The organism is Rhizobium sp. CFBP 13644 (assembly GCF_014842165.1).
GTDB lineage: Bacteria > Pseudomonadota > Alphaproteobacteria > Rhizobiales > Rhizobiaceae > Agrobacterium > Agrobacterium tumefaciens_C.
The window spans coordinates 1-19157 of sequence record NZ_JACYVF010000007.1; the positions used below are offsets into that span (position 1 = coordinate 1).

Genomic DNA, 19157 nt, shown 5'->3' on the forward strand with positions numbered 1-19157 from the left:
CACGGGCTGAATAGGTCAGTGCCCCGCCAGCGTTGAGAGCAATTGCCGTTCCCAAGGCTTCAGCGATTTCTTCTCGAGTAACGTGAGCGTCCGGTGAACTGTTTTTGCTGATCGGGAAAATCAGGCGATGTTCTGGCATTAGAACCAGCATTAGTGCTGACATTAATACCAGAGCAAAGAGGTTTCATGGCCCGCATGGAGATCATGTCCGGTACCGAGCGCAGACGGCGCTGGTCGGATGAGGCGAAGCTGAGGATACTGGCGGAAGCTGATGAGCCGGGTGCTCGCATTGGTGACGTGGCGCGCCGGCATGACGTTCATCCTGGCCAGATCCGCTGGTGGCGGAAGTCGTTCAACTATGTTGATCGACCGACGGTGTTCCTTCCAGTGGAAATCATGGGGGAGTTTGGCGTAGGTCAGGCGTCTACCACGGCAACGAGGCCGGCGATCGTCGAGATCTTGCTTCGAAACGGTCGGAGTTTGAAGGTTCCTGTTGACGTCGAGTTGAAACTGCTCGGCCCGCTCGTCGCTTGCGTGGAGGCGGCATGATCGGGCCGTCAGGGACCCGACCAGATCGCTGATCAGTTGATAGCGGCGATTGGCCAGCCTTTTAAAGGATTCGATGCCGGTCGTGTTGGTGTTAGTATAGGTATTCACCAGACGCGAGATCGCATCGGCTTTTCTGAAATGATGATTTGTGCAGATAGTGCTCTCTATGCTGCCAAAAGCGCTGGTCGCAATCGACATTACATATTCGACGAACAGCTCCATAACCGCTTGAAAATGAAGCGCGACGTCGAGCGTGACCTGCCCAACGCTCTGGCAAATGAGCAACTGTATATGGCATTCCAGCCGATCATGGGCCAGGGCGGTCGCCGACTAACAAATTTCGAGGCGTTGCTGCGATGGGATCATGGCAAACACGGCCCGGTTCCACCAGTAGATATCGTTGAATCCGCAGCTATACTCGGCCTTTCGGAAGCTCTCATGCAGTTTGTGCTAAAACAAGCTGGACTTCTGATCCAGCAACTCAAGGGGCTTGGGCAAGATGACCTTTGGGTGGCTATTAATGTTTCCCCGCGCGAAATGTCACGCGTTCCCGTCGACGATCTTGTGCTTCAAGCCTTGAAGCAATGGAACGTTCCAAGCTCAATGCTGGAAATCGAGATCACGGAAGAAACCGCCATCGATATGAGCGCGGTGCAAGGCAAGCTCACCGTGTTGAGACAGGCTGGGGTTCGTCTCGCAATCGACGACTTCGGCGTAGGCTATTCATCACTATCATCCTTGCGACATCTCCAGGTGGACCGTATCAAAATCGATAAATCCTTTGTCACCGGCCTCACGGATTCGGCAGCCGATCAGGTCATGGTACAGGCCATTATCAATCTAGGCCGCTCGCTGAAATTGGACGTCGTTGCAGAAGGCGTGGAAAGCGAGGAAATACAGCTCATGCTACAAGCCTTAGGCTGCAACACCATGCAGGGCTACCACCTTGGGCTACCATGCTCCCTTCGACAGGTCGTCGAGCTCATCACAAATGCGAGGACCGGGCCTGCGCGAGAAGTTGATATCGGGTACTTGGCAGAGCAGACCAGCAAGTAGAGGAAGTTGTGCCATTTTATCAATAGGCATGAGCGCCTCCCAACAGCATGTCGTAGCGGGCACAATTGGCGAGAGGCTCAATGGTCAGGCGTAATCGGTCGTTACGCCAAGCGCACGGAACATTCTTCGCCGCTGCTTCACGCCCATTTCGACGTCGTTTTGGAAGCCGTTGCTGCGGGCAGGCGGGAGCTCATCAGGCTCCACCGTGCCGGACAGATCGATGATGAATCGCTCCGGGAACTCGAACATGATCTCGATCTTGAAGAACTGAGCGCGATATCGGCGAAGTCTTGACCGGCTCTAGTCTTTGGGAAGTACCGCCCGAGCCGGGCGGGTGGGTTCGGACTTTAAGCAAGGTTGAACACGTCAGCATTGTCTTGCCGTTCCCGCAGGCCTTTATACGCAGCATGACGCAGCTTGCCATCGGCGGTCCACGCCCTGAACTCGATTTCTGCAATCAAGGTCGGATGAACCCAGACGATATCGCTCTTTCCAACGTCATCCACTGGTGGACGTTTCTGTTTCCACCGGAGCATGTCGAGCGTCTTTCGAAGCTTGAGGGCCTGGGTTTCTTTGAAACCCGTGCCGACGTTGCCAACATAGACAAGTCGGTCACCGTTGTATGCGGCCAGCGCCAAAGATGCGAGGCCACCAGAATCTGTTGAGGTCTCATAGCCCGCGATGAAAAATGCTTCACTCTGGACGCATTTGAGTTTCACCCAGTCCCCGGTTCGTCCTGATCGATAAGGTTGTTCGAGATCCTTGCCGACGATGCCTTCGAGACCAAGGCTGCGCGCGTGCTTAAGTAGGGCGACGGGTTCAGCGTCGATCGTTTCCGAGAGCCGGATGGCGCCGTTCTGGTCCTTCAGGGTGTCCTCTAGCAGATGCCGACGCGATCGGTATTCGATACCGCGCAGATCATGCCCATCGAGGTAAAGAAGATCAAACGCGTAGAGGATGGCATTCGAGGCCCGATTGCCCGCGGCTTTGCCTGAGGCACCAAGCGATTGCTGCAGCAGCCCGAAATCCGAGCGACCTTCCGCGTCGAGTATGACGGCCTCGCCGTCGATGATCATCGTCGCCGGTCCAAGCGCTCGTGCCGCTTGTTCAATGGCTGGGAACCGGTGTGTCCAGTCATGGCCACCGCGTGTCAGAATTCGCACGCCCTGCGGTTCGATATGAACGGCAAGGCGGTATCCGTCCCATTTTACCTCCCAGGACCAGTCGGGCCCTTGAGGTGGCTTTGCCTTTAATTGCGCGAGTGTCGGCTCAACGCGGTCGGGCATGGGATCGAAAAGCAACTGCGGCTGAGCCGGGTTACGCTTGCGGCGCGGCTTTGAGCGGATCGAGGCTTCTGTCTCACGAAGGAGCGGCTTTGATCTGGGAGGCTTCGTCATCGCGACAGTTCACCAGAAAAACCTTAACAACATTGTGACGACGGGCATGTTGTCCCCCCTATTCACCGACCAAGGGCCACGCGCACGGCAACAACACCATGCTGTTCAGCCAACTCTTTAATCCGCGCTCTGGTCGCTCCCTTGGAGCTGTTCATGGACATGATGCCCTCCTATCGGCTCAACCCAAGCCCCTGCGACCGGGTGAGCTGCTGTTTCAGCGTGTGGTCACGGTTCAGCTCGGCCATGCGGGTGCGCTCGACGGCACGGGCCACAGACTTGATCTGCTCGGCCAGCTTCGCAAGCTCTGGACGCTTATCAAGCTCCTTGGCAAAGTTACGAGGATCCGAATGGCCGAAACGCTGCTGGAGAGCGTTTGCGACCAGTTTGGCTTCCTCGAGTGCGGCCTGACCATCGGGGGTCGATCGCAGCTCATCGATGAGCTGATGCCGCTCATTCATTGACACCTTGTCGACGCGATCAAGAATCTCGGCGCTGCGCGGGGTGAGGCCGGGAACCTCGACGGCATCTCGTTTTTCGCGCTGCCATTGCTCCGACTTCCGTTCCTCACCAAGCCGGCGTTCCCAGTGGTCGGACGCATAACCGATATGGGAGGCGACAACCCTGGCATAATGCAGCGCCGCCTTCCGTTCCTTGTTGTCACCGAACAGGCCGGATTTGCCGCGCAGCTCCCCAAACTGCTCAGGCCGCTCGACCATCGCCTTCGCCATCACCTTGCCATTACCCTCCTTCTCAGTGATCGCTGCGCGCAATCGGTCCGCCACCTCGGCCGGATCGCGGAAGACGTGCCGGGCCACCGACTCCACCGCTTCAAATCCATGATCGATTGCCGGCATGGCCTTTTCGCGGGCCACGTCCTCAATGCTACGGTCATGCCGTGTGATCGCCGGCACAAGCGGTGCGGGCTTCTCGGCTGGCCGCAGGCGCTGATCGCCGCCAATCTCCTGCATGAGATCCTGCTTGGTATCCTCGCGGCGAACAGGACCGGCCAGATCGCCGGCACGTTCCTCGTAAACCCGCTGGCGATCGAATGGCCGGTCCTGTTGCTCCCGTACCGGAGGGGCCGCACGGGACAAAATCTTCTGACGCTGCTTTTGGGCAGGAGCAAGATCGATCTCACTTTTGACCCCGAATTGTTCCGCAATCCCTCGCCGTTCGGCAAAGTCCCTGACATAATCCAGCGTCGTTTCCTTGGCGCCGGAACGCGACAGGCGGTGTTCAAGCTGACTATAGGCCAGTTCCCCACCCTCGACCACACGCCACGCATTGCGCTGCGTCTGCGTGCCATCAGGAAGGGTGACAGGGGTGGCCCCTTCATGCTGCAAGGCGATCCTGTCACCGATCTGCGGCGAGGCTTCCTGCAGGGCGCGCTTGAGATCGACGCCCCAGACCGTGCGCTGCTCTCCCTTGTCGTTTTCCAGCATCACGAAATAGCTCTCACGCGCTTTCGGATTATGCTCGTAGGGCGCGGCCCCATGGTCGACCAACCGCCCCGCATTGGTGAATTCCTGGCTGTCGGCATAAAGCTGCACGCCGTCGCGATGCCGGGTCATGGCGACATAGGTCAGATGCTGGTCCATGCTGGTGGAGGCCAGCACGAAGGCACGGTCGACCGTCGCTCCCTGATTTTTATGGACGGTGGTCGCATAGCCGTGGTCGATCGCCTGGTAGCTGTCCATCGGAATGCTGACGCTATCCCCGGCTCCCTTGCCGCCTGGGCCGTCGAGCTGCGCGATGATCATGGGGCCGGCACCCGATGTTCCCGCCTCGACATGCTCGACGGTGGCTAACATGCCGTTCTTCACACCCAGCTCGCGGCTGTTCTCAAGGAATACGATCCGGTCGCCCGGCGCGAATTCTCTGGCGCCGTCATTGGTCTGGAACGTAAGTTCCCCGCCCTCTTCTCCACGCGCCAATTCCCCTCTTTGCTGAAGGCCGGACCGGATGTCTTGATTGATCGCCCGCACATCGGCACGGCGATGTGCCATGGCGACCCGGGTGCCGTCCGGACGCTGCTCGCGGTCGGCAAGGTAATCCTGCACGATCGCGGCCCGCGCCTCATCGCCGCTCGTGCTGAAACTGATGTTCCCGTTATCGCGATAGGCGGCCAGCCCCTCGGCTGTGCGATGCGTGGCAAAGGCGACCGACGCCTCCCGCTGCCAGCCCTCGCGCTGCCGGCGGATCTCGGACAGTTCGACATGGCCGAGACGTTCGGCAAGGATGCGGAACGGTGCGCCGGCAGAAATCGCCTGGAGCTGCTGATGGTCGCCGACAAGCACGATCTTCGCCCCGCGCTGTTCGGCCTCGCCAATGAAGTGGGCAAGCTGGCGGCTTCCCACCATGCCGGCCTCGTCGATGACGAACACATCGCTGCGGCCGATCGTGTCCCTATTGTTCTCCCAGCTGCGGGACCACGACGCCAATGTGCGGCTCTGGATGCCAGAGCTTTCCTCCAGCCCCTCGGCCGCCTTGCCCGCAAGTGCTGCGCCATGAACCTTATACCCTTGAGCCTCCCACGCCTCACGGGCGGCGGCTAACATGGTCGACTTGCCAGCACCGGCAAAGCCGACGACTGCGGCGATGCGCTCGCGACCCGTGACATACGCGATTGCCTGTCGCTGCTCGTCTGAAAGACGGGCCGAAACATCGCTGGAACTTTTTTGAATTGTCTCGTCCTGCCGTGCGATGGCGCGGGCAACATATCGCCGATCGACGCCATGGTTCCGCGCCTGGTGCAGCCGCTCGGCCGCCTGCATCATACCGCTCTCGGTATCGACCATTTCCCGCGTCGAATAGCGCGCCTTCAAAACCTCCCCGGTCTCCTGATCCTTGCGCTCGGCCTGAAGCTGCACCAGTGCCGGCGAGGCCATGACGGACGCAAACGCATTCTGGTAGGCCTGCGCGTCATCGTTGATGTAGCGATGCAGTGTACGGGCAATGTCATGCCGATCGAACACGCTCTTTTCGGCGGTGATCAATGTCAGAACCTGCTCGGGTTTTTCCCGGATCAACTCGGCATTGCGTTTGGCTGCATCCTCGTCCAGCCGCGCCCGCTCGACATCCATGCCCTGCCGCTGCATCTGCGTGGTATGAACGCCCATATGCTCGGTCGGCTCGATCTCAAGTCCACGTTCGGAATGCGAACGATGGTCGATGCGAATATCCAGTCCCTCGCGCATCAACTGCCTGTTGGCGATCTGCTCCCACGACTGGCGAATGTCGCGAAGCTGCATGTCGGTCGTGGCAATCCCCTCCCCCAGCAGCCAACTGTTCTTGCGCTCAAGATTGGTCTTGTCGCCCAAACCATCTTCGGTCACCGCCCGCGTCGTTGTCATCAAATGCGCGTGGATGTTGCGAACGTCGCCCTTCTCATGCGGCGCATGGATCGCGAAATCCACCGCGACGCCATAGCGGTTTGCCAGATGCTGCGCGAACTCTCGTGTTGCCTCAAGTCGCGCCCCGACCGAAAGCTCATGCGGAAGCGCAATCTCGAATTCGCGGGCGACACGCGAATTGATCTGCCGCTCCGCTCGCTCGGCTGCATTCCACAAGGCCGAGCGATCCTTGGCCCAATCGGCGGATACGCCTTCCGGCAAGACAATCTCGCAATGCTCAACGCCCTGCTTGCGTGTGAAGTCATGCGTCAGCCCATCGCGCTCATTGGTCAGGCGAACGGCACAGCGGTAAGCCGCCGATGCAACAGCGCTACGGCCGGAAGAGCGCGAGATAGGCTTCAAACTCAGATGGTAGATCGCCAATTCGCAAACCTCCTTTCCGCTTCCATTGCCGCGCAGATCGCATTGACCTTGCGCAGCAAGGTCGTAAGTGCGCCCTTAGTAACCTCAATCGCTTCGCTCAATCGGCCACGGGATAGCCTCTGCGTTTGATGTCTGAGTGAAATGATTGAGCGTCAAAGAACCACAAATCGGCACGATTTTCAATATCGCAGGTTGCATTTCCACTTGAGCAATCACACCGTTTTGGTATGCTGGGTCGATTGCATGGCTTCGGACACGAGCATGTTAAAGGAGATCACTCCGATGAAAGCCTACCTTCCGTTTATAACCGGTTGTTTCATCGGGGCTCTTATCGCCTTCGCCGCCACAATCATTTTCGATATAAGGGGGCCTGTAACCGCATTGATCTTCGCTTTCACAACGCCATTGGCGGGAGGCGTGACTGAGCGCCTTTGGCGGCGAAGGTGAACCAATAGTTCATCGGTTCGATATTCGAGAAATTCGATCAAGCATGACAGTCATCAACCGGAAGCAAAGTTACTGATCGCATCGACTGCGGACAACAATGCGTTCACCAGATGAAAGAATTTCGCTATGAGTTCCGATACCCTCGCTCTGCTGATAGACGGTGACAACGCCACGCCCAGGATTGTCAAAGGGCTTCTGGCCGAGATTGCCAACTATGGGACATCAAGTGTTAAACGCATCTATGGCGACTGGACCAAACCCAATCTGAATGGATGGAAAGAATGCCTTCTCGAACACTCCATCCAGCCGGTCCAGCAGTTCGCCTATACAACCGGTAAGAATGCCACGGATGGCGCGATGATCATCGACGCCATGGACCTGCTTTACACCGGGCGTTTCTCCGGATTTTGCATCGTGTCCAGCGACAGCGACTTTGCTAGACTGGCGGCCCGCATCCGCGAACAGGGCGTCACAGTCTACGGTTTTGGAGAACGAAAGACCCCTCGCCCTTTCATCACGGCCTGCGACAAATTCGTCTATTTCGACGTCCTTAATGCGTCGGTCGAAGAACCTGCAACCGCCGAACCAACTTCGGCACGAGGGGTAATCGAGAAAACCGCCACGAAGGAAATTTCAGGTCTGGCCACAAGGGCAGCAACCGTCGAGCCGACCGTACCCCAGAAGAGCAAAATCGACAAAGCCCTGATCGGCATGCTGAGCAAAGCAGTCATCGCGACCGCTGACGAAGACGGCTGGGTCAATCTCGGCGCGGTCGGCTCTCATGTTGCAAAGCAATCGCCGGAATTCGATTCCAGAAACTACGGCTTTGCCCGTCTCAGCGATCTCGTCGAGGCCACGGAGAAATTTGACATCGACCGATCCGGCAAGACGCAGAAAGGCGTCCTCATCCATCTCAAGACGGTGCCCACCGCGACGAAAAAGTGAAAGGATCAACCGTGGCAAGAAAATCGATCGAGCAGCGCCTGGCTGAGTTGGAGGCTCAGCGCTCGGCCCTCAAGGCACGCCTTTCGAAACAGGACCGCGCAAACGATACCCGTCGCAAGGTTTTGCTCGGTGCGCTCGTCCTGCATCGGTTGGAAAACGCCAATGATCCGGAGTTCACCAAACGCCTGGGCGACTGGTTGCGCCGCGAGCTGCCCGGTTTTCTCACCCGCGACAATGACAAGGCGCTCTTTGCCGATTTGCTCGGACCAGGGCCGGTCAAAGCGACAGAGAACAGCAACGGCACGGAGGCTGGCTGATGAGCCGAGCGACGCTTGCATGGGCCGCGTTCAAGAATATGTTGCGCGCCGCTGCGCGCGATCCGCTTTGGGCGTTCGCCTCGCTGTTGACAGCTCCGTTCAGAATCTGGAAGCCGCTACTGGGCGTTCTCTTTCTCCTCGCAATAGTGCTATTCGTCGTCGGCGTCGGTGGCCGCTTTGCGCTTGCGCAAATGGGCTTTGGCGTCGGCAGCTTTCCGCTCATCGCGCTCGATCTTGTGACGCTGCTGGTTCTTGTCTGGATCGTTTTCCGCGTCATTACCAATCCGCTGATTATCCACTTCGGGGATATGGCCAACGATACCCACGGCTCGGCGCGCTTCGCTACAACCAAGGAAATGGCTCCCCTCACCCGATCCGATACCGGCTTGCTCATTGGTCGCGATCCGAAGTCGAAAAACCTCATCCGTTATGATGGCCCCGCGCATCTCCTGACCATGGCCCCGACGAGAACCGGCAAGGGTGTCGGAACCATCATTCCAAATCTGCTGACCACTGAGCGCTCCGTGATCTGCATCGATCCCAAAGGGGAGAATGCAAAAATCGCCGGCCGCGCGCGTGAACAGTTCGGACCGGTCCATGTTCTCGATCCCTTTGGCGTCACCGGCATGCGCTCGGCCGCGTTCAATCCGCTCGATACGCTCGATCCCGCCAGCCTCGATGTTGCGGAAGACGCCAGCACGCTTGCCGACGCCCTCGTGTTCGATGAGCCGGGCATGGCAGGTGAGGCGCATTGGAATGAGGAAGCCAAGGCCCTCATATCTGGTCTGTTGCTAAAGATCGTCGCGGTGGAATCTCCTGGCCGTCGTCACCTCGGCACGCTGCGCGAATATCTCACTGTCGCTCCAGAAACGTTTGCTGCCCTGCTCAAGCGGATGCAGGAATGCGATGAGGCGGGTGGCCTGATCGCCCGTGCCGCAAACCGTCACCTCGGCAAGTCCGATCGCGAGGCCGCAGGCGTTCTCTCGGCCGCGCAGCGCCACACCCATTTCCTCGACAGCCCGCGCATGACGACGGTTCTCGGTCGATCGGATTTCCGGTTTGCCGATCTCAAGCACGGCAACGTGACGGTGTTCCTCGTCCTGCCGCCCGATCGCCTGTCCACATATTCACGCTGGCTCCGCCTGCTTGTCAGCCAGAGCCTGCTCGATATGGCACGCGATTCCGCAAAGCCAGCCATGCCAGTCCTCTACCTGCTCGATGAGTTCGCCGCCCTTGGCCATCTGGCTCCCATAGAGCGCGCCATGGGCCTGATGGCAGGCTATGGCGTCCAGCTCTGGCCGATCTTGCAAGATGTCCACCAGCTACGCGCTACGTACGGACAACGCGCCGGCACCTTCCTGTCGAATGCTGGCGTGCTTCAGGTCTTCGGCGTCAACGATCATGATAGCGCACGCCTCGTCTCCGATCTGCTTGGACAGGAAACGGTCGTCTTCCAGACCATGGCCCGCGCGCTCGATTCCGAAAAGTCCGGGATCTCCTTCAGCCAGCACCATACCGCCAGGCCCCTGCTCACCCCCGACGAGGTGCGCAATCTGCCGCCTCACGGACAACTGCTGTTCCTCGCGGGACAACGGCCTATCATCGCTGGCAAGCTCAGCTATTACGCCGATCCCGAGTTCAAGGGAGCATTCGATCCGGTATGAGTGACGATGCCATCAAAGAAGCCGAAGCCATGTTCAAAACGTTCGAATGGACCATCGGCATGATAACCCAAAGCGGTCCGGAAGAACGTCGACACATAGCCGATGCCTACCAGGAGGCACAAAAACTAATTGCCAGTATTCCAAAGGACGCTGGCGATGCACGTCCCCGGATCGTGGCCTGTTTCGAGCGCTCTGATCGCTATCGAGCAGTGAATGACAGCGCTTGCGTCGGCTGGGCGCTATCTGCGATCCAGGAAAGGGTGAATGAGAAGGATTTGCCCGACTGGAGAAAGTTTCAGAAGCTGGTCAGAATGGCGGTCAAAATGCTGGCGGTTTCGAAACCAACGCTGCATTGAACATATTGATTAAAGTTCCAACGCGTCAACGGGCCGATAGTGGGGTCAAACGTCACGGCGCCTGTTCTTTAGGCGGATCCCAACGCCGCCATCGCGGTTTTCTGGAATGAACTCTATCCCAGAATCCTCAAGCACTTTTCGAATGCTGTCTAAAGTACCAACACGAAGTTGCTCGCCGGCCTCAAGACGACTGATAGTCTGGGTCGAAACATTGGCTGCAAGCGCGAGATCTCTCACGCCCCAGCCCAACGCAACGCGCGCAAGCCTGCACTGGATAGAGTTCATTTCAAAACACTGTTGTGATTTATCTTGCCAATTTTGAACCGCAACTGTAACCTCGCAATCTGTAAAATCGGCTGCCCATGGTGTTCGTACCACCACGAGCAGCCTGACCACAATCTAGCTTATAGGAGCTTGGATCATGGCTGATTCTGAGACTAGCAGAAATTTGCCCAAAACAACCCGTAGAAAACGCCAAAATTCCATCGGAGACAGGCCACAGCTTCCGTCAAGGATCGACCGAAAGAACCTTTTGGGCGCTGTTGCTAAAATCTTGGTACCGCTTGTTTCTGAATTGGAAAAGGCTCCCGATCGAAAGGTGCCCGGGCCAACATCAACAGCGCGACTGTGGTTGAACTGGTACGAGGTCCATCAGCGGCTCGTTCACATTACCAGATACCAGCAGAAGACGGAGTCGAAGGTGCTCGCGATGGCAGGCGCATTCCCGGTCGTGCAAATCGAAATCTCTCCGAGTGAGAGACCAGTGACCGTTTACACCATTGCTGAACTTAACCGGCTGAAATCACGCGTGGACCCGGCTCAGTTGGCATCTGCACGATCTTTGCTGCGGAAGCGTCGCGAGCGATGGAATGAGGCAGATAGAAAGCTTGGATACAGCCCTGCTCTCGCCTTCGAGCACGATCTGGCGGAGCAGGAAGGAAGGTTGTCGCGCATATTATTCTTATCAAAACCGAAAACCATTGTTGAAACGACTGCAAAACTGCACTGCCTGATGAGCACGCAAGATCCGGGAAACAAGGGAAAGGATGCCCCTTGGCCTCAACTGAGGAAGATACTGCTTGATCTGGTTGAGGTGGAGCTGTCCGGCAATGGCAAAAATCCCCTGAATGAAATAACTTAGCGAGACCTTGTGAAGCTGACGATTGCTCCCGGACGGCAAAGCTGAGATAAATTTTCGAGCGTAGCAGTTTTGTCTGTTGTGGATAAAACCACAGAATTGCGCTCGTTTCTCGCCGTTGTGTAGTAGAGCGTGATGCCTGTGAACTGAAGCGCATTCGGCCCCATTTCGTTACGCGCGGGGCTGTTTGCCTCTTGCGGGACTGAGAATCAAACAAAAGAGAGTTGGGAAGATAAGTGTCTGCGCGCCAACAGCGCGAGATAACAAGATAGCCGGCTGACTTAGAAGATTTCTTGCTACCAGAAATTTACTGGGCGTTCACTTTTGCCGTGCAATTTCGACACCAAGCGCGAAATGTATTCAGTACGCGCGTCATTCTCAACTTCGCCCGCCGACTTGGCGGGTTTTGTTTTGGTTCACGGCTGCCGATCTGGGATGATCCACCAGAACAGCTGGACGAGGTCTCGCCACGTTCTGACCATGTCGTCCCAGGCAAGGACGGCCTGCCGGTAGCCATAGATGGGGTCGGTTCAGGCTGAGGGCGAAATGACACTGTAGGCCACCGCTCTGCTGTCCCAATTGAACCATTGTGAATTTTGGTGCCGGAAAGCCTTGTTTTGCATGGCCTCGTTGCCGTCCCAAACAGGCTTCAGTTCATCTGGGACAGCTCGCATTTGGCAGCTTTGCGCCAGAAGCGGTCATTGCAGATTTCACTCCTCGTATCGGTTCGCCACGACCAAAGTCTGGTCTATATTGGTCACAAGATCGACACGTCCACCCCTTTTGAAGCTCTCTGGATAGACAGAGTACCGTAGCGCCGCCTCGAAAGATGGACCCACCTTTGCGTCCGTACCGTAATCTCTTCCGTCACCGGAGACACTGTTACTCGTGAACTGCCATCCGCTCACGAGACTTTGAAAGTCATCAGAGTCAATTCTAAACGCGCAAGTTACGATTAGGTCGGTGATGGCAGTTGCTGAATACTCGATATCTCGAACCGACCGTGGCAGTTCCTTGATGTTCATAATGAAGGCAACCCGTGCCGGGTCCTTGCGGTCGTCAGTAGCGATTAGATAACAAAGGTAAGCAAAAGGAAGCCTGACGGTTAACGCGCCAACGACTGCATACCTGCAAAAACGTCCTCTTACAAAGCTCACCCGCATCCCCACATACTGTCGCTCACCTGCCAGCCTTTCGCCAGCCAGCGGCACGGGCATCGGCTTCTGAACAGAACCAACGCTCGCCATATTCCGTCCTGATCGTGGTGGAGGCGTAGTCGAGCTGGCCGGGAACGTGGTAAATTCGCTCCTGGGAATTGATGCTGACATTGCCTTTAATGTTGCAAGCAGAATCCCAAAGCTCGCGCGGCACCAACGTATGTCCGCCCGTGGCTAGAAATACGACGCTAGATGAAGCTATCACGACCAGTCCGAAGTTGCTCATGCTTAGCGGTATAAGGAAGTAATCTTCAAATAGCTTTGTTTGGAACGTTAAAATCCGCCTTATGCAGCCTGATTTTCTATTGAGGCAGCAGCCCTGCATTGATTGCGGACCTTGATACGGTGCCTGTCCGTATCCTCCTCAACAGAGATGCGCCGACTGCAGAAGATAAATGACGGCAGGCTCTTTGAGCTAATCGAAGCTCTAGGCAAGAAAAGAATCCGGCCGTTCAGGTTGATAAGGTAGCGACGCCCGCTGCGATCTTTGCAGCGACATCCGTACGAGAGAGATTGGCGTTTACACGGAGATTTTTTCCGATGTTCTCGTAAAAATCCATAAGCGGACCTATCGCTAGCTTGAAATGATCGAAATTGATTTTCAGCGTCGATAGTCTCGCGCCTATAGGAACTCTATCGGCTGCATCGTGCTGCGCTGCCCGACTAATCATGACTTCGAATTCGAGATCGAAAAAAACCGCGAGATCAAGAGTTTTTCCGATAAGTGCAAGCATATCTTGCAGCGCTTCGGCCTGGGTGATTGTTCTCGGAATTCCGGCTAGAATGTATCCTTTGCTAGTTGGTTGAAGAGTCAGCCGCTGTTGGACAAGTCCAATAACTACGTTGTCGGGAATAGCTCGCCCGGAATCAATGGCTTGCCGAGCCTGCCGTCCGAGTTCAGTATCTGCGGCGAATGCGTCGTTAATCAGCGATTGGTAGGATATGTAAATTGCTCCGCTGGCACTTTCCAGCAGGGTAGCTTGGGTTGCCTTACCCGCGTATGGAGGCCCGAAGAATATCATATTCACCACAAAGGCGCTCCAGTGTGCAGAATGCCGCAGCGTTAAAGCCGTAATATCAAGATAGGCGTCTTGGGGCAACAACGCTGCTTCAGGTCACAGACATCACAGCCCTTTTTGCTGGCACGATAAATCCGTGTTCCTTCGGCCGTGATCCCCGATCTTGGCGTATCGTAAGTGCGGTGGAACTGCTTCAGTTCGTTCCCGGTCGGACAGATGTATCGCTCGTTCCCGGCTTCCCAGGTGAAGTCCGAACGTGAGAAAGTGCCGTCTGTCCGGTTGGACTTGTCAAAGACCGGAATGTGCGGCGCGATCTTCTTCTCCTTGACCAGCCACGCCAAGTTGTCGGCGGAACCATAAGCGCTGTCAGCGGCCACATAGTCTGGCCTCAAGCCAAAGCGGTTCTCGGTCCTTTCGAGCATAGTGCGGGATGCTCCGACTTCTGCCTGGCGGATCGCACGCGTCGCCTCCACATCGACAATGACACCATGATCGGTGTCTATCAGATAATTGGTGGCGTAGGCGAAGAAGGCATGGCCTTTGTGAGCGCCGGTCCATTGGGCGGCAGGATCAGACGGGGAGATGAACTTCGGTGTCACTGGCGATGCAGCACCGAAAGCGGCATCATCGAGAACGGCTAGATACTCTTGTACCGAGCGGCCAGCGTCCTCCTTTGCTTCCCACTCAGCTCCCGGTACCGAACGCTGCTTGTTGGCATCCGCTGCAATAAGGCTGGCATCGACGGCAAATCCTTCCGCACCCACCAATCCTTGCGCGAGGCATCGCTCCACTACCGTTTCAAACATATGTCGCAGGATATCGCTCTGCCGAAACCGGCCATGGCGATTCTTCGAGAAGCTGGAGTGATCAGGCACCTTGCCGTTCAGTCCGAGGCGGCAGAACCAGCGATAGGCGAGGTTGAGATGGACCTCTTCACACAGCCGCCGCTCAGACCGAATGCCCATGGCGTAACCGACAATCAGCATCCGCATCATCAGTTCGGGATCGACCGAGGGACGGCCAGTGCTGCTATAGAAAGGCTTCAAATGCTCTCGAACGCTATCGAGTGCGAGATGACGGTCTATTCCGCGCAACAGGTGCTCGGCGGGGACGTGATCATCAATGCAGAAGTCATAAAAGAGCTGCGCCGGAGCTGCCTGACATCCCATCATCGCTCAGTCCTCCGCAAATCAATGAGAGCACTGAATCACGCGCGCTCCCCGCAAGCAATGGACGGCGGTCTCTTTACCTCACGTGCCCGACGATCCGAATTGCGTCCTCGGAAGCCTCAAGAGGAAAGAGTTTTCCGGTGTTCTGAATAACAGCCCGGATCGCATCTATGTCTTGTGGCACAAGCTTACCCGGAAGATTGTTATCCCTCCGGTATCTTACAATACGCCTAAACTCGATCCATTCAATTTCGACGAGCGGATAGACGTTAAGCGGCCACAGATCGACATAGGCGTGAGGCGGATACAGCCCCGGATGAACCGCTATCTCGAATCCCTTGTCGTCGCCAATAAACTTTACCGAACATGCGGCATCGATACCCGCTTCTTCGAGCGCGCTGAAAAGCGCGCGCCACTTGGTGTTAGACATCAAGGACGCTGCGTAGTTCTCCGCCGCAAACTTCTTCGCCTTCAACCGAAGCGCCATCATATCGACAGGTTGGCTCTTCCGCATGCCGCATCTCCAAGCGTGACCGAACAAGGTTTCAGTCTTCATCTATAGCACAGTGGACGAATGGCATGAAAACGATGAAGGTGCGTCCCAAGGGATCGCAACCGAGTTTTTCAACAGTATCCGCCAACTGCGGACATCCCAGTTCGCCGGTCAATGAAGGCGCTGTTGAACCAGCTCTTCTTGTCTAGCTATCGCTTTTTCAAGAAGCCAACCATCCTCTGAGCGTGTCCGAAGGCTCACGGACAGGAGCAACGACCGTGTTTGCTCGCTGAGCAGCCAGGAACGAGTTTCGTTCACAGTCTTCTCGGGCACATTCTCCCAATAGGCCCGCTCGGATGGATCGCTGGCAAAAAGATTGTCTGATAGCAGTAGGTTGGCGACCTGGAGCGCGCAACAGTCATCATTTAATGCGAGGACGTCGGTCCGCAAGCGACCAAGGTCGATGTTCAGTATCGCAAGGCTCACGAGCCACTTACCCGCAAGGTAATCATCCGTATGCTGCTTGAAAGCATCCACGCAGGCGTGGACGAAAATCTCTTCGAGGGATTGCTGCTCGTTTTTCGGCCACGCCCGCCATTCTGCCGACTTCAGCTTCAGAGCAATCATCTCAGGCTCAACGACACCAGACTCCGTTGCAAGGTCAAGGAGCCGTGGCAGGAAGTGCTTGTAATCCTCGACGGTACCGACGGTCGTTAATGCTGCAGATGCATATTCTTGAACATCTCCAAGGTCGAGAAGCCTTATAGGCTTGGCGGTCAGTTGCTTCAGGAGCATTTCTGGATCGCGCAGCGGCGAAGCGTTAAGAACCAGTGGACGGCGGTATCGAGCAAACGCATCGTACGCAACGTCAAGCTTTCGACGTAAATTGAGGGAGTCAGGCACAGGCAATCCTATTTATCAGTTTCGCTTTTAACAGCGTAGGTGGTCGCCAGCCATGGTCAATCCCGCTTTGCGTCAAGGGCGCTAGGCCCGTCGAGGGGAGAAGGAAATCAACTTCTGCTTCGCATCCGCTAACGCATCGGAAAACGTCTCGAAATCGATGACGAGAGGGGCAGTGGCGGGATCGCTGTCCCGATAGCAAGAATAAATGCTTACCTCAAACTGATCCGAAGATCGCTCCTGGCTCACCACCACCAGTTCGCCATTGTCGAATAGGATTTCAGCAACTAATTCTTCATATGCCGTGTCTGAGGTTATCGCAATTTTGTAGCTCAATTGAATCGCTCCGGTCTATTGGCTTCCTCGGAAGACGACGATAATCAGCCACCGGGATAGCTGCAATGGGCCAAATGCCGTCATGGCACGGATGAGCCAAGGCGGCCATCCGGCTCCGGTTAAAGGTATTAAAACTCCTTTTCACGACAGCGAAGCGCATCCACGATTATGGAAAACACACGGAGGTTGGCTGGCGACGGCTTGGATAGTAGAGGTGATAGCCACAAAGACCCACGTTGTATCGAACGCGTGAGGGAGAACTCAGAAGGAAGCAGGCCTGCGTGCCTAGGCTTTTGCGCACCCAGCACCCCCGCCCGACAGGGCGACGTCACCCATTACTGTGGAGGCCTAGGTCTCTCCGGTGTGCAGCGGTGGAAACAACATCTGCCCCATCCTATATTCATCCTACTGACCAAAGTTTCGCTCTAAAATTTGGTCAGTACGAGAGCATCGATTGCTAGTGACCAAAATTTGTATATAATATTCGGTCAAAAGGTTGAATCACTATGCCGGACCCTACATCGAACACTCTTGAGCGCATTCACGATCGCATAGCTGCCGCGTCGCCTGGCGGCGTATGGTCGCGTGACGACTTCCTCGATATCGGAACACCTAATGCGGTGGAAAAGGCGCTACAGAGGCTCACGACACGCGGAGATATCCGGCGCCCGTATCGGGGCTTCTACGACAAGCCAGGCATTAGCCAGTTGACTGGTAAGATGGTATTCCCGCCGCGCGCCGCATTTATCGATGCAATAGCGCGACGTGACAAGTTGAGGGTTCTGGTTGACGGCATGACCGCCGCCAACGACCTTGGCTTGACGACAGCTGTGCCTGCCCGCTCGACGATCCACGCAGATACCTACCCCCGCACGATAGAGATCGAAGTCAACTCTGGCGATCCGAACGCAACGAAGCCGGTCATCTACCGGCTCGACTTCAAGAGAATTGCGGCAAAGACGGCTTTCTGGGCCGGGCGGCCTGCCATGCGGATCATCCAGGCCCTGAGCTGGTTTCGGGATGAACGATTAAATTTCGAAACCGTCGTTGATGGTATCGTCCTACATCTTGCACAAAGCTCGCAACGGCGATCAATCGTTGAAGATTTGCGCGATAACATTCGCGCAGTTCCAGCCTGGATGTATCCAGTGGTCGAGACAATAACGCGCGACACTCGCGTCACAGAGGAAGAAAATGCGGCAGGGCTTCATTAATGTGCTTCGCAGTAGCGCCGATGAGCGCAGGGCCTTGTTTGAAACGGTGGCGTCCGACCTGCAGACTCGGGCTGAGAATATCGAAAAGGATCTCTATGTCTGCTGGGTCCTTGACTTCCTGTTCAATGGGCGAGCCGATGATCAGATCGGACTTTATTTCAAAGGTGGCACCAGCCTTAGCAAAGCCTACGGCCTGATCAATCGCTTCTCTGAGGATATCGATATCGGCATTTACAAAGCCGATCTCAAAGTGCCGACTGAGAGTGAAATCGCAGCTCTCTCTTCGGTGACCAAGCAGCAAAAAACACTTGCGGAAGTGGTCGATGAGGCCGCGCGCCAGTACATATCTGGGCCCCTGAGAGAAAGTCTTAGCCAGGAGATTGCCTCGGTTGAGACCGAGACCGGCCAAACCGGACATTTCTCTCTCCGTTTCGGCTACGACATCTACAGGAAGAAAGAGGCTCTCGACATTCTTGTGCTCCGATACGAGAGCGTTTTCGATACCAGCGGAGGCTATGTCGAGGCCGCAGTGCGCATTGAAGGCGGAGCACGCCCGGACCCATTGCCAACAGAAGCGCGCGCCATTGTTGCCTACGTCGCCAGGGAAATGGGGGAAAGCGATTTCACCGTCGAAAACGTTACGACCGTCAAGCCGGAGAGGACATTTTGGGAGAAGGTCCTCATCCTACACGCGATGACGGAAACGACAGAAAAGCGCAGCGCTGAAGATAATCCGGAACGAAGGGTTCCCGATCTCAATCGGTATTCACGCCACTACTACGACGTCCACCAGATTTGGAGCCACCCAGACTACGGCATGGCAACGGCTTCAATGCGTGAACTCGCCGAGGCGTGCCGACAGCATAAGGAACTGATGTTCCGATCGCCGGACCACCGATACGATCGGGCCGTGCCAGGCACCTATCGCTTGGTGCCGACACTCGGTATGCGCAAGAAACTCGCCGTTGACTACAATAGAATGTCAGCGATGATCTTTGCAAACCCACCTGGTTTCGATGCGGTCATGGCGAGTATTGAAGCACTCGAGGAGGCTGTCAACGCGGCCAAGTAGTCGATCAGCGGCCTGCAAAAAATCTCGGTGCCACTATCATGGTATTGGAGGTTGCCGGTCAGGCAAACGAACGGTAAAAAGCCTACTGCGGG

At 56.4% G+C, this 19157-nt stretch carries 17 protein-coding genes and 3 pseudogenes; 10 read left to right on the top strand and 10 right to left on the bottom strand.

The window, feature by feature from the left end:
- Positions 1-79 (bottom strand): annotated as a pseudogene (locus IFT53_RS23760) (carboxymuconolactone decarboxylase family protein); the annotation flags it as partial.
- 107 nt (positions 80-186) lie between these two features.
- Here IFT53_RS23760 and tnpA point away from each other — a divergent pair.
- The 3 genes and pseudogenes from tnpA to IFT53_RS16655 form a co-directional block, all read left to right on the top strand.
- Complete coding sequence (gene tnpA, locus IFT53_RS16645) at positions 187-549, top strand: IS66-like element accessory protein TnpA (RefSeq protein ID WP_192067624.1); 363 nt, start codon at positions 187-189, stop codon at positions 547-549.
- A 36-nt stretch (positions 550-585) separates the two neighbouring features.
- Positions 586-1605, top strand: coding sequence for a putative bifunctional diguanylate cyclase/phosphodiesterase (locus IFT53_RS16650; protein ID WP_192067625.1), 1020 nt, complete (start codon positions 586-588; stop codon positions 1603-1605).
- Positions 1606-1704: 99 nt separating this feature from the next.
- Positions 1705-1899, top strand: a pseudogene (locus IFT53_RS16655) (Na+/H+ antiporter); the annotation flags it as partial.
- A gap of 53 nt (positions 1900-1952) precedes the next feature.
- Here the strand turns inward: IFT53_RS16655 and ligD are convergent.
- Both ligD and traA read right to left on the bottom strand, forming a co-directional pair.
- Positions 1953-3002 (bottom strand): non-homologous end-joining DNA ligase, encoded by a 1050-nt coding sequence (gene ligD, locus IFT53_RS16660; RefSeq protein ID WP_192067627.1) that lies wholly within the window; start codon positions 3000-3002, stop codon positions 1953-1955.
- A 170-nt stretch (positions 3003-3172) separates the two neighbouring features.
- Positions 3173-6778: a Ti-type conjugative transfer relaxase TraA gene (traA, locus tag IFT53_RS16665; protein ID WP_192067629.1), complete on the bottom strand. Its 3606-nt coding sequence runs from the start codon at positions 6776-6778 to the stop codon at positions 3173-3175.
- A gap of 573 nt (positions 6779-7351) precedes the next feature.
- Here traA and IFT53_RS16670 point away from each other — a divergent pair.
- From IFT53_RS16670 to IFT53_RS16685, 4 genes are read left to right on the top strand one after another with little or no spacing between them, the layout of a single operon-like run.
- A complete protein-coding gene (locus IFT53_RS16670) occupies positions 7352-8170 on the top strand; it encodes an NYN domain-containing protein (protein WP_192067630.1) in 819 nt (272 codons plus the stop codon).
- A gap of 11 nt (positions 8171-8181) precedes the next feature.
- Entirely contained in the window at positions 8182-8487 is a 306-nt protein-coding gene (locus tag IFT53_RS16675; protein WP_192067632.1) for a mobilization protein, read from the top strand.
- Complete coding sequence (locus IFT53_RS16680) at positions 8487-10151, top strand: type IV secretory system conjugative DNA transfer family protein (RefSeq protein WP_192067634.1); 1665 nt, start codon at positions 8487-8489, stop codon at positions 10149-10151. The genes IFT53_RS16675 and IFT53_RS16680 overlap by 1 nt, the downstream gene beginning before the upstream one ends.
- Positions 10148-10507, top strand: coding sequence for a hypothetical protein (locus tag IFT53_RS16685; protein WP_192067635.1), 360 nt, complete (start codon positions 10148-10150; stop codon positions 10505-10507). The genes IFT53_RS16680 and IFT53_RS16685 overlap by 4 nt, the downstream gene beginning before the upstream one ends.
- Positions 10508-10552: 45 nt before the next feature.
- Here the strand turns inward: IFT53_RS16685 and IFT53_RS16690 are convergent, their stop codons facing one another.
- The gene (locus IFT53_RS16690) at positions 10553-10792 is read right to left on the bottom strand and encodes a helix-turn-helix domain-containing protein (RefSeq protein WP_192067743.1); all 240 of its coding nucleotides are present in this window, start codon (positions 10790-10792) and stop codon (positions 10553-10555) included.
- 136 nt (positions 10793-10928) lie between these two features.
- On the opposite strand from IFT53_RS16690, the gene IFT53_RS16695 reads away from it, so the two are divergent.
- A complete protein-coding gene (locus IFT53_RS16695) occupies positions 10929-11648 on the top strand; it encodes a hypothetical protein (protein ID WP_192067637.1) in 720 nt (239 codons plus the stop codon).
- A gap of 1176 nt (positions 11649-12824) precedes the next feature.
- On the opposite strand, the gene IFT53_RS16700 is transcribed toward IFT53_RS16695, so the two are convergent.
- The 6 genes and pseudogenes from IFT53_RS16700 to IFT53_RS16725 form a co-directional block, all read right to left on the bottom strand.
- Positions 12825-13088, bottom strand: a complete 264-nt coding sequence (locus IFT53_RS16700) for a sunset domain-containing protein (RefSeq protein ID WP_192067639.1) — start codon at positions 13086-13088, stop codon at positions 12825-12827.
- Positions 13089-13314: 226 nt separating this feature from the next.
- Positions 13315-13884: an adenylate kinase family protein gene (locus IFT53_RS16705; RefSeq protein ID WP_244656428.1), complete on the bottom strand. Its 570-nt coding sequence runs from the start codon at positions 13882-13884 to the stop codon at positions 13315-13317.
- 62 nt (positions 13885-13946) lie between these two features.
- Positions 13947-15053, bottom strand: a pseudogene (locus IFT53_RS16710) (transposase); the annotation flags it as partial.
- Between the two features lie 73 nt (positions 15054-15126).
- Positions 15127-15564 (bottom strand): DUF6678 family protein, encoded by a 438-nt coding sequence (locus IFT53_RS16715; protein WP_192067642.1) that lies wholly within the window; start codon positions 15562-15564, stop codon positions 15127-15129.
- A 150-nt stretch (positions 15565-15714) separates the two neighbouring features.
- Entirely contained in the window at positions 15715-16446 is a 732-nt protein-coding gene (locus tag IFT53_RS16720; protein ID WP_192067644.1) for a hypothetical protein, read from the bottom strand.
- Between the two features lie 81 nt (positions 16447-16527).
- On the bottom strand, positions 16528-16779 hold the full coding sequence (locus IFT53_RS16725) for a hypothetical protein (RefSeq protein WP_192067645.1): 252 nt from the start codon (positions 16777-16779) through the stop codon (positions 16528-16530).
- A 506-nt stretch (positions 16780-17285) separates the two neighbouring features.
- Between IFT53_RS16725 and IFT53_RS16730 the strand changes: the two genes are divergently transcribed.
- Positions 17286-17993, top strand: coding sequence for a DUF6088 family protein (locus IFT53_RS16730; RefSeq protein WP_192067647.1), 708 nt, complete (start codon positions 17286-17288; stop codon positions 17991-17993).
- The gene (locus IFT53_RS16735) at positions 17974-19065 is read left to right on the top strand and encodes a nucleotidyl transferase AbiEii/AbiGii toxin family protein (protein ID WP_192067648.1); all 1092 of its coding nucleotides are present in this window, start codon (positions 17974-17976) and stop codon (positions 19063-19065) included. Before IFT53_RS16730 ends, IFT53_RS16735 begins: the two co-directional genes overlap by 20 nt.
- Positions 19066-19157: the final 92 nt, after the last annotated feature.